This is a genomic window from Arsukibacterium sp. (assembly GCF_018402695.1).
Taxonomy (GTDB): Bacteria; Pseudomonadota; Gammaproteobacteria; order Enterobacterales; family Alteromonadaceae; genus Alishewanella.
Genome location: NZ_JAGYIM010000011.1, coordinates 117874 through 132591, shown reverse-complemented (window position 1 = coordinate 132591; position 14718 = coordinate 117874). Strand labels below are relative to the sequence as shown.

Annotated in this window: 13 protein-coding genes; 9 read left to right on the top strand and 4 right to left on the bottom strand. The window is 49.3% G+C overall.

Translation table 11 applies throughout. The features are described 5' to 3' along the window. The first annotated feature begins 124 nt into the window (after positions 1 to 124). Together KG631_RS05415 and KG631_RS05410 are read left to right on the top strand one after the other, a co-directional pair. Entirely contained in the window at positions 125 to 1105 is a 981-nt protein-coding gene (locus KG631_RS05415; protein WP_213996282.1) for a sugar phosphate nucleotidyltransferase, read from the top strand. A gap of 231 nt (positions 1106 to 1336) precedes the next feature. After that, complete coding sequence (locus tag KG631_RS05410; protein WP_213996279.1) at positions 1337 to 1684, top strand: DUF805 domain-containing protein; 348 nt, start codon at positions 1337 to 1339, stop codon at positions 1682 to 1684. A 67-nt stretch (positions 1685 to 1751) separates the two neighbouring features. Here the strand turns inward: KG631_RS05410 and KG631_RS05405 are convergent, their stop codons facing one another. Then, positions 1752 to 2993, bottom strand: coding sequence for a malic enzyme-like NAD(P)-binding protein (locus KG631_RS05405; RefSeq protein ID WP_213996277.1), 1242 nt, complete (start codon positions 2991 to 2993; stop codon positions 1752 to 1754). A 567-nt stretch (positions 2994 to 3560) separates the two neighbouring features. On the opposite strand from KG631_RS05405, the gene KG631_RS05400 reads away from it, so the two are divergent. Beyond that, positions 3561 to 4466 (top strand): tetratricopeptide repeat protein, encoded by a 906-nt coding sequence (locus KG631_RS05400; RefSeq protein WP_301003625.1) that lies wholly within the window; start codon positions 3561 to 3563, stop codon positions 4464 to 4466. 73 nt (positions 4467 to 4539) lie between these two features. Here KG631_RS05400 and rpmE read toward each other — a convergent pair whose 3' ends face one another. Next, positions 4540 to 4752 (bottom strand): 50S ribosomal protein L31, encoded by a 213-nt coding sequence (gene rpmE / locus KG631_RS05395; protein ID WP_019675731.1) that lies wholly within the window; start codon positions 4750 to 4752, stop codon positions 4540 to 4542. Between the two features lie 203 nt (positions 4753 to 4955). On the opposite strand from rpmE, the gene priA reads away from it, so the two are divergent. The 5 genes from priA to KG631_RS05370 all read left to right on the top strand — a co-directional run bounded on the left by priA (position 4956) and on the right by KG631_RS05370 (position 10119). Further along, the gene (gene priA / locus KG631_RS05390) at positions 4956 to 7130 is read left to right on the top strand and encodes a primosomal protein N' (protein ID WP_213996273.1); all 2175 of its coding nucleotides are present in this window, start codon (positions 4956 to 4958) and stop codon (positions 7128 to 7130) included. Positions 7131 to 7217: 87 nt separating this feature from the next. Then, positions 7218 to 7793, top strand: coding sequence for an SPOR domain-containing protein (locus tag KG631_RS05385; protein WP_213996271.1), 576 nt, complete (start codon positions 7218 to 7220; stop codon positions 7791 to 7793). A 59-nt stretch (positions 7794 to 7852) separates the two neighbouring features. Further along, a complete protein-coding gene (gene hslV / locus KG631_RS05380) occupies positions 7853 to 8371 on the top strand; it encodes an ATP-dependent protease subunit HslV (RefSeq protein WP_213996269.1) in 519 nt (172 codons plus the stop codon). Between the two features lie 11 nt (positions 8372 to 8382). Further along, positions 8383 to 9717, top strand: coding sequence for an HslU--HslV peptidase ATPase subunit (gene hslU / locus KG631_RS05375; RefSeq protein ID WP_213996266.1), 1335 nt, complete (start codon positions 8383 to 8385; stop codon positions 9715 to 9717). Between the two features lie 33 nt (positions 9718 to 9750). After that, entirely contained in the window at positions 9751 to 10119 is a 369-nt protein-coding gene (locus KG631_RS05370) for a gamma-butyrobetaine hydroxylase-like domain-containing protein (protein WP_213996265.1), read from the top strand. Between the two features lie 8 nt (positions 10120 to 10127). Here the strand turns inward: KG631_RS05370 and KG631_RS05365 are convergent, their stop codons facing one another. Together KG631_RS05365 and KG631_RS05360 are read right to left on the bottom strand one after the other, a co-directional pair. Further along, entirely contained in the window at positions 10128 to 11990 is a 1863-nt protein-coding gene (locus KG631_RS05365; RefSeq protein WP_213996262.1) for a methyl-accepting chemotaxis protein, read from the bottom strand. 75 nt (positions 11991 to 12065) lie between these two features. Then, complete coding sequence (locus KG631_RS05360) at positions 12066 to 14066, bottom strand: EAL domain-containing protein (RefSeq protein WP_213996261.1); 2001 nt, start codon at positions 14064 to 14066, stop codon at positions 12066 to 12068. Between the two features lie 163 nt (positions 14067 to 14229). Here KG631_RS05360 and rraA point away from each other — a divergent pair, with 163 nt between their 5' ends. Beyond that, a complete protein-coding gene (gene rraA / locus KG631_RS05355; RefSeq protein ID WP_097112461.1) occupies positions 14230 to 14715 on the top strand; it encodes a ribonuclease E activity regulator RraA in 486 nt (161 codons plus the stop codon). The last annotated feature ends 3 nt before the right edge of the window (positions 14716 to 14718 follow it).

Sequence of the window (14718 nt, the reverse complement as noted above, 5' to 3'; positions counted from 1 at the left end):
AGCAGACATTGGCGGCTCAGATTGCATTACAACTAAACACAATATTCTTTTGATCTGTATCAAGCCTTGTTGCCGCTGTTGAACTAGGCTTAATGACACTTCAAGCCAGCATGGTCAATCTACGATGTCAGTCGTGTTAAGTGTGTTACTGGCCGGTGGCTGCGGCAGCCGCTTGCGCCCTTTGACATTACATCAGGCCAAACCTGCGGTGCCCTTTGCTGGCCGCTTCAGAATAATTGATTTTGTATTAAGTAACTTACTGCATTCTGGCTTTACTGAGCTAATGGTACTCACTCAATATCAGGCTGCCAATCTGGAGCACTACCTGCAACAGCGTTGGGCTAGCCGCTTCTACCGCCAGGGCTTTCTGCAATGCTTTTCTGCACCAGCTTCAGTAACTGCTGGAACAGCCGGAGCCGTTGCCATGCAACTTAGTCAAATCCGCAATTTACGGCCACAACACATCGCGCTGCTAAGTGCCGACCATATTTACAAAATGGATTACCGGCAAATGCTGCAATACCATTTGCAGCAGCAAGCTGCGGTTACCGTTGCCGCGATAGCGATACCCAAAGCCCATGCCCACCATTTTGGTATCATTCAGACGGACGCCGAGGGCCGAATTACCGGTTTTGTTGAAAAACCTCAATCACCGCCGCCCTGCATGCCGGGCAAACCAGGTTATGTATTGGCGTCGATGGGAAATTACCTGTTTAATGCGCCAACCCTGTTTCAGGCTTTAGTAACCTGCCACCCGGGGCGCCCCCTTGATTTTGGCCAGCATGTGTTACCAGCATTGCTCCAGCAACATGCTGTTTATGTTTATAATTTTTCTGATAATCTGCTGCCCGGCACCCAGGCACTAGCCGGCTACTGGCGTGATGTTGGCACCCTGAACGCTTACTATGCCGCACAGCAGGATGTATTGAACCATCCAGACTGGCTGCATGGCCCCAACCAACCCTGGCCAATCCTAAGTGGCGGTGCCGTTGCTGCACGCCTCCCCCGCCATCAGTTGCGTAAGGTAAGACCGATGTCGGCCGGCAGGCCTTGTTATGCCGGTTGCCGGCTCCCCTTCGCAACAGCGGACCTGAAGTTCGACTGATAACTGGGCACCGCAATGCCAACTTTACCTTATTTAGGTACACCGAAAACAGACAATTTGCTCTAGAAACATTGGCGACCAATCAATCGTTAGTATTATCAGTCATTAAGAGATTTACAAATACGAACAAATTGCAGTAAATTTGATTTTAAGATGTAGTAACGTTGTCACCACGAATGCATCTCAGATACCCTTGCTAAGGGAGAATAACAATATCAAACGGAGTAAAAGATGAATTATTTTATAGATGCATTAAAACGGTATGCAGATTTTACCGGTCGAGCACGACGCAAAGAGTATTGGATGTTCTTTTTGTTTTATATTATTTTTTACACTGGTGCGGTCATTATAGACGCCGTGTTAGGTACTGGCTTGTTCGCACTTATTTTCGCGCTCGGTTTATTTGTCCCCAGCATTGCAATAGCCGCAAGACGCTTACATGACACAGGCCGCAGTGGCTGGTGGCAACTGATCGCACTTTTACCGATAATTGGTGCTATCGTCTTATTGGTATTCCTGGTGTTTGATAGCACCGAAGACAACCAATATGGCCCAAATCCAAAAGGTGTTAGTGCTTAAGCCAGAACCACTACATTTAAGATAAAGCGGCCGGCTAAGCGGCCGCTTTATTCTGCCAAACAGCTAATTATTTATAGTAATTATCGGGCAGCTCAATCCGGGCAACACCAGACGCTACAGCCGCCTCAGCCACCGCGCGGGCAACCCTCGGCAGCAACCTTGGGTCCATGGGCTTAGGTATGATATAGGCTTTGCCAAATTCCAGCTTATCGATTTGGGCTGCTTGCAGCACCTCCGCGGGTACCGGCTCTTTTGCGATGGCACGGATAGCATTGACCGCAGCAATTTTCATTTCATCATTAATAACACTGGCCCGCACGTCCAGTGCGCCACGGAAAATAAACGGGAAACACAAGACGTTATTAACCTGATTCGGATAATCCGAACGGCCGGTCGCCATAATTAAATCTTTGCGGGCTGCATGGGCCAATGCCGGCTTAATTTCAGGATCAGGATTAGAGCAGGCAAAAATAACCGGATTGGGTGCCATTAATTGCAGGGCTTCCGGTGGCAGAACATCCGGGCCAGACACACCCACGAAGACATCAGCACCGTTTAATGCATCTTCCAGCGTACGTTTATCGGTATTATTGGCAAACAACAATTTGTACTGATTTAAATCATCACGCCGGGTATGAATAACCCCTTTGGTGTCCAGCATATAGATATGCTCACGCTGAGCACCACATTTAATCAGTAGCTCCATACAGGCAATAGCGGCGGCGCCAGCCCCCATACAGACAATAATCGCTTTGCTGATATCTTTGCCTTGGATCTCCAGCGCATTCAACATGCCAGCTGCGGTAACAATAGCGGTACCATGCTGATCATCATGAAATACCGGTATTTTACAGCGTTTAATCAACTCTTTTTCAATTTCAAAGCATTCCGGCGCTTTAATATCTTCCAGATTAATACCACCAAAGGTATCTGCAATATTAGCCACGGTATTAATAAACTCTTCGGTAGTACGGTGGCTGACTTCAATATCAATTGAGTCCAGATTGGCAAAACGTTTAAACAGCAGAGCCTTACCCTCCATAACCGGTTTGGAGGCCATAGGTCCTAAGTTGCCTAAACCCAGAATCGCCGTACCATTGGTAATTACCGCTACCAGGTTTCCTTTGGCAGTATATTTGTAAACATTGTCGACGTCAGCGGCAATTTCCCGCACCGGCTCAGCAACACCCGGGCTGTATGCCAGCGCTAAATCTTTTACAGTTTCTGCCGGTTTACTGATTTCAATACTAATTTTGCCCGGGGTCGGCTCTGCATGGTACCTCAGTGCCTGTTCTCTGAAATCTGACATCTTGTTTTCCTGCGTTTAATGAATGAGGGTAACTTCGGATTATTGTTTTTGTGTGACGGCAATAGCGTGATCTTACCAGCGCAGCAGCACCTTACTGACCATACCACTTTAGTCTTATTGCTGTTTGTTATAGCAACTTCAGCGGTAATCGCCAAGCCTGCACCCAACACAGATTTTCCTGTATAAGGTAAAAATCGGGATCATCTGGCTGATTATCGCCGCTGCTGTCGCTTAAGATTGCGTTTAATATGATTAACTATCAGCAAATGTTGCCGGTTATTTCACGCCTAAACACTGGATTTTCAGGCGTATAGCCATCTAAAAAGTATCTAGCAACTGCATAATTAGTTAAACAATGGAAATTAAACTATTTTTTTTATAAATACCGACTATTTGCTTAAAAAAACAGCAGCGAGTTCTGCGGTAATTCGAACTTCTTTCCATTATTCCAATACATTTGTTTACAGTTTGTTGTCCCTATTGTCTTGACCCTGCAACCTGAGTGACCGATCATTGCGATATAAATTTTTTGTAAACACTTTTTTGTAAGTACTTCGGAGAAACATTATGCAGGCAACACGGATAGTAAGCGCAATAGCACTTGGCTTAACGCTGACATTGGCCGGAATTAGCGCTATGCCAGCCATGGCATCAGCCGGAGCAAAGGTCTGTGAAGGTGATCAATGCGCAAATGAGATGCGGCGGTTAATAAAACTGGCACGCAGTGGCAGCGGTGACGCAGCGGCGTTCGTTGCCATGGCTTACGCATCTGGTGATGGTCTGGAACTCGACCACAAAGAAGCAGCGCGTTTTATTAAGCTGGGCGTCAGGCATCGTAACCCGATGGCAACCTACCTGATGTCAGACTGGTATCGTAATGGTTTTGTGCTGGAGCAAGATACTGCTCAGGCAGATAAACTTCTGACGCAGGCAGTGAAAAGTGAATATCCACCCGCCATGTACCAGCAAGCGTTGTTATATTTACAAACTGACGATGAAACCAACGTCACTGAAGCTGTTACTTTGCTTGAAAAAGCAGCTGAAAATAAACTGATGAACGCAATGTTCCTGCTAGCCAGGCTGAAACAGACTGGTACCGCAACTGAACAGGATTTAGCCGGAGCAGGTGCTTTATTTAAAGCGTTAACACTGGCCCGCCATCCGGAGGCGCGTGACTATCTGCAACAGGTTATAGACGAAATGGCCACGGACGAGCAGCAACCTGAGCTGATTGCCGACTTCAGAAGTGTTGATAATATTGAAGTGATTGAGGTACGGGGCCAGAAAATGGAAGCCAATGTGATGCTGGATGGGTTAGTGCGGCGGCTTAATGCCAGTGGCAAATTTGACCGCCGCTCTATTGGCAGCCGGATCAGCGGCGTTACTTGCGAGAATTCAGGCTCTGCCTGTGCATCAATTAAACCAGGTAAAGGTGCCAGCTCACTAAATGAAGTGCTTAGCGGCGGCAAATAAGCTACAGCTAACACAGCAGCAATAAAAAAAGCACCCGAAGGTGCTTTTTTTATTTGCGCTATACTCAGGCGAATTAACGATTGCCCAGCACCGCGAAACGTTTCTTGAAACGGTCAACCCGGCCGCCAACGTCTAATACTTTCTGCTTACCGGTATAGAACGGGTGGCAGCTTGAACATACGTCCAAGTGAATGTCTTTACACAGCGCTGAGTGTGTTTTGAAGCTGTTACCGCAAGTACAGGTTGCAGTAATTTCTTTGTATTCTGGGTGGATACCTGGTTTCATGGGTTACCTCGTTAGGCCGTATCGCTATCTGGTCATCGTGTGCCAGACACCATACGTAATTACAGTTAATTAAGGGCGCGTAGCTTAATAGATAGCCAGCAAAGTTGCAACTGCCATACCGGCTTATTTACCACTTTGTTTTACTTGGCAGCGGCCAGACTGCACCTTACACTATCAGTTGCCTAACCTGAAGGATTTTAGCTGTGTCAGTTATTCGCGTTGCCCTGCCGCTGCCATTACGGCAACACTTTGATTATTTGCTTAGCGCCGGCCAGCAGGTGCAGGTAGGCAGCAGGTTGCGGGTCCCATTTGGCAAACGCGAGTTAATTGGTATTGCCTGGCAGCTTAACCCGGCAGATCACTATCCGCTGGAGCAGTTAAAACCGGTTATCAGTGTTATTGATAACCAGCCCGTATTAAGCGATACCCTGCGCCAGTTGTTGACCTTTGCTGCTGAGTATTATCACCATCCGCTGGGGGAAGTCTTAACGGCTGCCCTGCCCGCACTGCTGCGTGAAGGAAAAGACCTGGCAGATTACCAGCAATTTGCCTGGCGCCTGACCGCTGCCGGCGCTGCTGCCAGCGCTGCCGATTTTAAACGTTCGGCCCGTCAGCTAGCGTTATGGCAGGCGCTGCAGGATGGCGCTGTACCCGCTATTGAACTGCTGACGAACCATCCGCGCACTGCGTTGAAACAACTTACAGATAAAGGCTTGATTGAACAACAGCGGTTGCCGCTTTCGCCGTTCAGCCAGCGAGGGTTGAAACAGCCCGCATTGCAGCTGACTGCCGATCAGGCTTTGGCTGTAACGGCAATTAATCAGGCCGCCGGCCGTTTTCAGAGCTTGTTACTTGAAGGGGTTACGGGTTCAGGCAAAACAGAAGTCTACCTGCAGGCCATTGCGCCACTGCTTGATGCCGGCCAGCAAGTGCTGCTGATTGTGCCGGAAATAGGCCTTACCCCGCAAACCCTGTCCCGCTTTCAAAGCCGCTTTCAGGCCCCGGTACTGTGCTGGCATTCAAATCTGACTGATACAGAGCGCCTGAACTGCTGGCAGCAAACGCAGGCTGGCAGCGCCGCTATTGTCGTCGGCACCCGCTCCGCGTTGTTTTTACCCTTTGCCCGTCTGGGGCTAATTATAATTGATGAAGAACATGACCAGTCGCTAAAACAACAGGATGGCTTTCGTTATCACGCCCGGGATCTGGCCATAAAACGGGCGGCCATTGAGCAATGCCCGGTATTACTCGGCTCCGCCACCCCGTCGCTGGAAAGCCTTTATAACTGTCAGCAACAGCGTTTTATTCACCTCAGCCTGCATAGCCGGGCGGGAGGACAAGCCATGCCGCGTTACCAACTGGTCGATTTAAAGCAACAGGTGCTGCAATTCGGTCTGGCAAGCCAGACATTACAGTATATCCGGCAACAACTGCAGCAAGGTATGCAGGTAATGCTGTTTTTAAACCGGCGTGGTTTTGCTCCTGCTCTCAGTTGTCAGGAGTGCGGCTGGCTGACCGAATGCCATCGTTGCAGTGCGTTCACCACCTATCACAAACAAAGCAGGCAGCTGGTATGTCACCATTGTGGTGCAATAAAAGCAGTGCCGCGCCAATGCAAGCAATGTGGCAGCGCCCGGTTAGCACCTGTTGGCCAGGGCACCGAGCAGCTGGAAGAGAATTTACAGCAATTGTTCCCGGATATCGCGATTACCCGGCTTGACCGCGACACCACCCGCCGCAAAGGCGCGCTTGCCAGTGCACTGGACAGCATCAATCAAAGTGGCCCACGGCTGATACTGGGTACCCAGATGCTGGCTAAAGGCCATCACTTTCCGTTCGTCACCCTGGTGGTCATTGTCGATGTCGATGGCGCCCTCTACAGCAGCGACTTCAGAGCCCCAGAGCAACTCGGTCAGTTGCTAACGCAGGTGGCCGGCCGGGCTGGCCGGGGCAGTAATCCGGGCACGGTATTGCTGCAAACGCATTATCCGGAGCATGTGCTGTTACAGGATATTATTCAAAATGGCTATGCCTCTTTTGCCCGCAGCGCGTTGTTAGAAAGGCAGCATACCCGCTTGCCTCCATATCAGCATCTGGCGCTGTTTCGGGCGGAGGCGCTGCAAAGTAACTTATGTCAACAATGGCTGACCGAGCTGGCGGCACTGGCAAAAACCTTGCCCGGCCTTGAACTGTTAGGGCCGCTTAGTTCGCCCATGGAAAAACGCGCCGGCAAATACCGCTGGCAGTTGCAACTTTACAGCAGCCAACGGCCGCTGCTGCATCAGGCACTTAATACATTGCTAAGTGCGGTACAACACTGGCAGTTAAGCCGCCAACTTAAGTGGCAACTTGATGTCGATCCGATTGATCTCAGCTAATAGCATTGGCGCTGCATATTTCTTTTTCAGACTAAGCAGGTAGAATAGCCTCAGTGAATACTTAAGCCAGGTTGTTAAGCTGTCAATATGCCGCAAAAAGATTACGTTAAAACTGCCCGCCCCAAGCCCAAAGCCAAGCCTAAAGCCAGTAACGCGCGCCGCGGCAATGCCCGGCCGCCACAACGTGCCAGCCGTCCCTGGCTGCTAATTATGATTACTGTTTTGCTTCTTGGTGGTTTTGGCTGGTTTTTATGGTACTTAAACCTGCAACCGGCTACCCCGCAACAGCCCCCGGCTGAAGTGAGCAAAAGCAAACCCGTCGTTGACGATTTCCCTGTTAAACCGATTGCTGAGCCGTACCAATATATTAAAGAACTGGAAAATAAAGAAGTCCAGGTAGAAGTAGACACCACCGAACGGGAACCCCAGGGCCCGTTTCAAATGCAATGTGGCTCTTTCCGGCAGGCAGAGCAGGCCGAAGCCATGCGGGCTCAGATTGCTTTTGCCGGCTTTGCCTCTGCTGTGCGCCGCACCGAGGGCACTAATGGTATCTGGTATCGGGTGGTACTAGGGCCTTATGACTCCAAGCGCCAGGCTACTGCCGATCGAAACCGGTTGCAGCAACAAAATATCAATGGCTGCCAGATCTGGAACTGGACTTGAAAAGCAGAGCTGCCAGCCACACTTAAGCCCTAGGTTCATTCGCCATAGGGCAAAAATTCATGACAACTATCGTTTCTGTTCGCCGTAATGGCCATGTCGCTATCGGCGGCGATGGCCAGGTGTCGTTAGGTAATACCGTAATGAAAGGTAATGCCCGCAAAGTACGCCGGCTATACAACAATAAAGTGCTGGCCGGTTTTGCCGGCGGCACTGCCGATGCTTTCACGCTGTTTGAACGTTTTGAAGCTAAACTGGAATTACATCAGGGCCATTTGATGCGGGCCGCAGTTGAACTGGCCAAAGACTGGCGCACCGATCGTATGCTGCGCAAGCTAGAAGCACTGCTGGCTGTGGCAGACGCCAATTGCTCGCTGATTATTACCGGGAACGGCGATGTTATTCAGCCTGAGCAGGATCTCATTGCTATTGGCAGCGGCGGGCCGTTTGCCCAGGCTGCCGCTACCGCCTTATTGCAAAACACTGAGCTCAGTGCCCGGGATATTGTTGAGAAAAGCCTCACAATTGCTGGTGATATCTGTGTTTATACCAATCAGCAACACACCATTGAACAACTTTAAGCAGGTTTATTATGTCTGATATGACACCCAGAGAAATTGTCCACGAGCTGGACCGGCATATTATTGGCCAGAGTAAAGCAAAACGGGCTGTAGCCATTGCCCTGCGCAACCGCTGGCGCCGGATGCAGTTAGAAATAGGCCTGCGTGCCGAAGTAACCCCAAAGAACATTCTGATGATTGGCCCGACTGGTGTTGGTAAAACTGAAATTGCCCGCCGCCTGGCCAAACTGGCCAACGCCCCCTTTATTAAAGTTGAAGCCACTAAATTTACTGAAGTAGGTTATGTTGGCAAAGAGGTTGAGAGCATTATTCGCGACCTAACCGACAGCGCAGTAAAAATGCTGCGCGAACAGGCGATTGCGAAAAATCGCTTCCGGGCAGAGGAAGCGGCCGAAGAACGGATCCTGGATGCACTTCTGCCAAAGGGGCGGGACAACTGGGTAGAAACTGATAACCAACCCGCACCTGATAATAATACCCGGCAAATTTTCCGTAAAAAGCTGCGCGAAGGTCAACTGGATGACAAGGAAATTGAACTTGAGCTGGCCCAAACCCCGGTTGGCGTAGAGATCATGGCGCCACCTGGCATGGAAGAAATGACCTCGCAGTTGCAAAGTATGTTTCAAAGCCTGGGCAGTGATAAAAAGAAAAAACGTAAATTGAAAATTAAAGACGCCTTTAAGCAGCTGGTTGAAGAAGAAGCCGCCCGGCTGGTCAATCCGGAAGAATTAAAGGCTGAAGCACTGGAAGCCGTTGAACAAAATGGTATCGTTTTTCTGGATGAAATCGATAAAATTTGTAAGCGCGGTGAAACCAGTGGCCCCGATGTCTCCCGTGAAGGGGTGCAACGCGACCTGCTGCCATTAATTGAAGGCTGCACCGTTAATACTAAACATGGCATGGTAAAAACTGATCATATTTTGTTTATTGCCTCCGGCGCCTTTCAGATGAGTAAGCCGTCAGATTTGGTACCCGAGTTACAGGGCAGACTGCCGATCCGGGTAGAGCTGGAAGCGCTGACGGCAGCCGATTTCGAGCGCATTTTAACTGAGCCCAAAGCGTCACTAACCGAGCAATCTATTGCCATGCTGGCAACTGAAGGGGTTAATATCAGCTTTAGCGACGAGGGTATTAAACGGATAGCTGCGGCAGCGTTTCAGGTAAATGAGACCACCGAAAACATCGGGGCTCGCCGCCTGTATACGGTAATGGAACGTTTACTGGAAGAAATATCCTATAATGCCGCCGACCATGCCGGTGAGCATATCGAGATAACTGCCGACTATGTTGAGCAACACCTCGGTGCCCTGGTGCAGGATGAAGATTTAAGCCGCTTTATTCTGTAATGGATAACGCCTTACCAAAAGGTTTAGTAACTGATGACATTATGCACCCTGCACTACCACCAGCAACGACGTTTGCTGGACTTAATATTCACTGACGGCACAGTTAAAGTGCTATCTGCTGAGTTTTTGCGGGTGCATTCACCATCAGCAGAAGTGCGCGGTCACGGCCAGCCTAAACTGGTTGCCAATAAACGCGACGTTACTATTCAAACGATCAGCCGGGTAGGTCATTACGGCGTTAAATTAACTTTTGATGACGGCCATAATACCGGCTTATATCATTTCCGGTATTTGTGTCAGTTAGCAGACGAGCAGCAAACGCTTTGGCAACGCTATCTGGCCCAACTGAAAGCAGCCAATGCCAGCAGAGAAAGCCTGATCAGCAGCCGCCAGCTTAGTTAATACGCCATTCAAGCCTTAAAAATTTCCACACTCTGGCGCAAACTGGCAGCCTGCTGTGCCACTTCTTCACTGATTGCTGCATTTTGCCGGGCATAACCAAAGGTATCGTCCGATAAATCGCGAATTTTCACCACGTTTTTATTAACTTCCGCGGCAACATGGCTTTGCTGCTCAATTGCGGCGGCTATCTGAGTGGTCATATCCATAATATTGGTTACATCTTCGGTAATTTCAGCAAGCAATTTCATGGCAATACCGGCCTGCTCTGCGCTGTCTGTACCTTGTTGTCGGCACTGCTGCATCGCTTCAACAATATGGCGGGTGCGGCCTTGTAATGCCGCGATGATCTCTTCAATTTGCCCGGTTGACTGCGCCGTGCGCTGTGCCAGGTGACGCACTTCATCCGCAACCACGGCAAAGCCGCGGCCCTGATCCCCTGCTCTGGCTGCTTCAATGGCGGCGTTTAAGGCCAGCAGGTTGGTCTGTTCGGCGATCCCCCGAATAACATCCAGTACCGAGCCAATCGTCTGGCTATCCTGCTCCAGCTCGGTAACAATCGAAGTAGCTTGCTCTAACCGGCTTGATAACTGTTGAATTTGATTTACCGTTTGCTCAACTTCCCGCCGGCCGCTGTTAGCATTTTGATTGGTGCTATCTGCTTTGGCGGCCGTCATCTCTGTATTACTGGCAATTTCATTAATGGTAGTGCCCATCTCGGTTACTGCAGTGGCAACCATATCGGTTTCTGCCTGCTGGCGTTGCATCCCCTGACTGGTGTCAGACGTTGACTGCGCCAACTCAGCTGTTGCCTGATCAAGCATCGTCAGCGCTTCATTGACAGTGCGGATTAAATGCTGGATATCGGCCAGCATGGCATTAAAGTCCTGCGCAAGATGGCTCATCTCGTCCTGGCCACTTTCATCTACCCGCTGCCGGAAGTCGTGTTGATGCCGAATTAAGCCGATGGTTTTGCATACTGCCAACACCGGGCCAATAATGCTCTTGCTGGTTAAGCCCACCAGAACCAGCATTAGCAGCAGCACAACAACAAAAATAATGACTGCCAACTGTTTGGTGGTAGTGACGGCTGTGGTAATGGCGTCGCGGGTTTCACCCGACAAGGTGTCAAGGCTGGTCTCTGTCTGGTGAATAGCGTCACGCATCTGGCCGGTCAGGCCTTCGGTTTCAGTCAATCCCAGTTGCTGCATGCCGGCAACCAGGGCATTAAACCCCTCGCTGTAGGCGGTAGCGGCTGCTATTCCCGACCTGTAGTCCTGCTGCAACGTGGTGCTCAGTGTTGCGAAATCCCGGTTAAATCCTTCGACATAACGCATATCGCGCCTGAGTAAAAAATCTTTTTCCTGTCGGCGTAATTGCAACAGCTGCAGCTGCCACGCGGTTTCACCCGCTGCCGACAACTGTTGCTCCAGGCTGTGAGCGCCATCACGCAAACGACCACTCAACCCCTCTTCAGCAGTGAGTCCCAGATGTTGTTGCTGAGCCACCAGGCTATTAAATACTTGCTGATACTCGGTAGTCAGCTGGCTGAATCTGTCCAGGGGGCCGACCGCAATATCGTGACGTTGCAGATACTGACGCAAAGAACTTATTTTATCGGTTAGTTGCCCGATACGATCATTTAACCGTTGTTGATATTTCAGATCGCTGCGCATCATAAAGTCTTTTTCATGCCGCCGTAACATCAGTACATCGGTATTGAGTTGCTCAACTAACTGCTGAGTGGTGGCAAGGCTGGTCAGTTGATTACTCTGATAAAACAAAATTGCCAACATCAGCAGCATGGCAATAATTAAGGCAAAAGCATTGGCTAACAGCCGTTGTTTAATGGTTAACCGACGTAACAACTTCATAAGTCATACTCTTAATTCAGACCGAAGTATAAGATTAGATTACTTTAGGAAATGTTAACAGCAAGCCCCAACGATTTAGCGCTGGTAGCTTTTAAAAAATGTCAGCGCTTCAGCTTCAGGCAACGGCTTGGCAATATAATAGCCCTGCACCGCATCGCAGGATAAATTGCGCAGTAAATTAAGTTGCTCCACGGTTTCGACCCCCTCTGCCAGAATGCGTTTGCCAAGACCATGTGCCAACTTAATCATGGTTTTGACGATCATCATATCGGAATCATTCGACGTCATATCCATGACGAAGCTGCGATCTATCTTAATTTTTTCAATCGGCATTTTGCGCAAATAGGCCAGCGATGAGTAACCGGTGCCAAAGTCGTCTATCGATACTTTAATGCCCATTTGTTGCAGCTCAAGCGCAAAATTCGACCCCTTTTCCATGTCCTGCATGGCGGTGTTTTCCGTCACTTCCAATTCAACCATTTCCGGTGATACGGCATATTGTTGCAGTAACCCTTTTAATTCCTGTTTTAAGCCTTCCTGCTCAAAATGGATTGGCGACATATTTATTGCTAACGGTATATGGATACCTTGTTGCTGCCAGCGTTGAATACTGGCGATGGCATTACGTAATATCACTAAATCCAGTACCTGACTCAGGCCAAGTTGCTCACAAAGCGGTAAAAACTCGCCCGGCATTAACAAACCGCGCTGCGGGTGTTGCCAGCGCACTAATACTTCAAAACCCTCCAGCAAATTGGTACGCAGACTGAGCTGCGGCTGATAATACAACACAAACTGGTTTTCACTGACAGCCTGCAGTAATTCACTTTCCCAGGCCAGTAAGCGGGCAGTTTCTTCTTCCATACCGGTTTGATAACTGAGCCAACTGGCTTGCAGACGCTTTGCCTGGTGAAAGGCGATGTTTGCCTGTTGCAGTAGCTGCTCAGCGCTGCCGGCATGCAACGGATACTGCGACAGACCGATGCTGGTAGTCAGTTTTACCGGGCCACTATCAAGTAAAAATGGTTTCTCAACCAGTTGCTGGACATGCTGCAGGGTATACTGCAATTGCTTTTCATTAACGACATCCGCCAGCACCAACGCAAAAATATCACCGCCGGTCCGGGCTATTAATACCGGTTTCACAATACTTTGTTCAAACCGTCGAATCACCTCGCGCAGGATCCTGTCACCTTGCTTCAGACCCACTGATTCATTAACGTTTTTAAATTTATCCAGCCCCAGCATAACCAGGTACACATTCCCAACATTAGCCGTTGCAATCAACTGGTCGAGCTTGATTAACAGCGCATCACGGTTAAGCGCTCCGGTAAGCTGATCGTGCTGGTCCAGATAACGGGTTTTTTCGGTCAGTTTCAGGTTGGTACTGCGCTCATTTTCCTGTAGCCAGATCACCAGCGAAAAGCCCAGGGTTACCAGCAAAGCCAGCTCAATGCTCTTATAAATGAAAATAAAGTTTAACGAGGAAAAACTGCTAAGCTGCAACAGATTGCCAAAGACACCGCCCAAATACAAAAGTCCCCACACCACCAGCACTGCAGACGCTAATGTCGGCCCAAAACCGCGGCTTTTGCTCTGCCACAACCCCGTGCCGGCCATAAGCAACAATATTCCGGTTAGCACTAAGCGAAATTGAGACTCCAGCACCTGTTGCCAGGCTGCCAAAGCTGGCAACAATAACGGCAGCAATATCCCTGCACAGGACAAAAGAAAGAAAATGACGAAGTACCGATAAACAGGCTTAGGTTTTGTTTGCCCCGAGTTAACTGGAAATTGTAATCGATTACCCAGTAACATTAGTAAGGCAAAACTATAACAGGCAAAGTGAATGAGCACAGCCAACGGCAGTCGCACGTTGCTCTGGCCCAAATCAGTAGTATAGAGCAGTAATATAGCTACCTGATATCCGGCAAAAGCCAGAAACGCAAGCAACCAGACTTTAAGATAGGTTTGTTGGTAAATTCTCAGGTAATACCAGAATAACAAAGCCATAAGTAAGGCCAACCCGGTTTGGGTTAAATACAGGGCAATTCGGGCGAATAATTCTGCTGGCACGTTGCGCTCTCTGGTTACTTGGCGAATACACCTTAGCAAACAATTTGCTTTTGCAGCAATACTTTGTTGAATGCAAAAGCAGTCTCCATATGCATTATTACCTTGAGCTTGTAAGGCATAGCGCTATACTGTGCAAAAGCTGTTGCTGCCTACGGAGCCTTACATGGAATACAATACCTCAGAACTGTGCGATCTTTATGCAGACCAGGTCGATGTCGTCGAACCAATATTTGCAAATTACGGCGGCAGACGTTCATTCGGCGGCCAAATCCATACCATTAAATGCTTCGAAGACAACGGTCTCGTCCGACAGGTGTTAGCGGACAGCGGTGTGGGCAAGGTATTGTTAATTGACGGGGGAGGCTCTGCCCGGCGGGCATTAATTGACGCAGAATTAGCCAGCCTGGCCGCCAGCAATGGCTGGGAAGGCATTGTGTGCTATGGCAGTGTGCGCGATTTAGATGCACTGGAAGACTTTGAGATTGGTATTCAGGCTGTAAATGCCATCCCTATCGGGGCAGATGACAATGGCTTTGGGGAAACTGAAGTACCGGTTAACTTTGCTGGTGTGACTTTTTTACCCGGCGATCATTTATATGCTGACAGCACCGGTATTATTATGTCACCGGATCCGCTCGATATTGAATAAAAG

What these genes read in the sequence shown, in the direction of transcription:
- rpmE (WP_019675731.1), bottom strand. Translation starts at nt 4,752, where the DNA reads ATGAAACCAGGTATCCACCCAGAATACAAAGAAATTACTGCAACCTGT.
- KG631_RS05385 (WP_213996271.1), top strand. Translation starts at nt 7,218, where the DNA reads ATGCCGCAAAAAGATTACGTTAAAACTGCCCGCCCCAAGCCCAAAGCC.
- KG631_RS05370 (WP_213996265.1), top strand. Translation starts at nt 9,751, where the DNA reads ATGACATTATGCACCCTGCACTACCACCAGCAACGACGTTTGCTGGAC.
- hslU (WP_213996266.1), top strand. Translation starts at nt 8,383, where the DNA reads ATGTCTGATATGACACCCAGAGAAATTGTCCACGAGCTGGACCGGCAT.
- KG631_RS05410 (WP_213996279.1), top strand. Translation starts at nt 1,337, where the DNA reads ATGAATTATTTTATAGATGCATTAAAACGGTATGCAGATTTTACCGGT.
- KG631_RS05415 (WP_213996282.1), top strand. Translation starts at nt 125, where the DNA reads ATGTCAGTCGTGTTAAGTGTGTTACTGGCCGGTGGCTGCGGCAGCCGC.
- KG631_RS05400 (WP_301003625.1), top strand. Translation starts at nt 3,561, where the DNA reads ATGCAGGCAACACGGATAGTAAGCGCAATAGCACTTGGCTTAACGCTG.
- KG631_RS05405 (WP_213996277.1), bottom strand. Translation starts at nt 2,993, where the DNA reads ATGTCAGATTTCAGAGAACAGGCACTGAGGTACCATGCAGAGCCGACC.
- rraA (WP_097112461.1), top strand. Translation starts at nt 14,230, where the DNA reads ATGGAATACAATACCTCAGAACTGTGCGATCTTTATGCAGACCAGGTC.
- KG631_RS05365 (WP_213996262.1), bottom strand. Translation starts at nt 11,990, where the DNA reads ATGAAGTTGTTACGTCGGTTAACCATTAAACAACGGCTGTTAGCCAAT.
- hslV (WP_213996269.1), top strand. Translation starts at nt 7,853, where the DNA reads ATGACAACTATCGTTTCTGTTCGCCGTAATGGCCATGTCGCTATCGGC.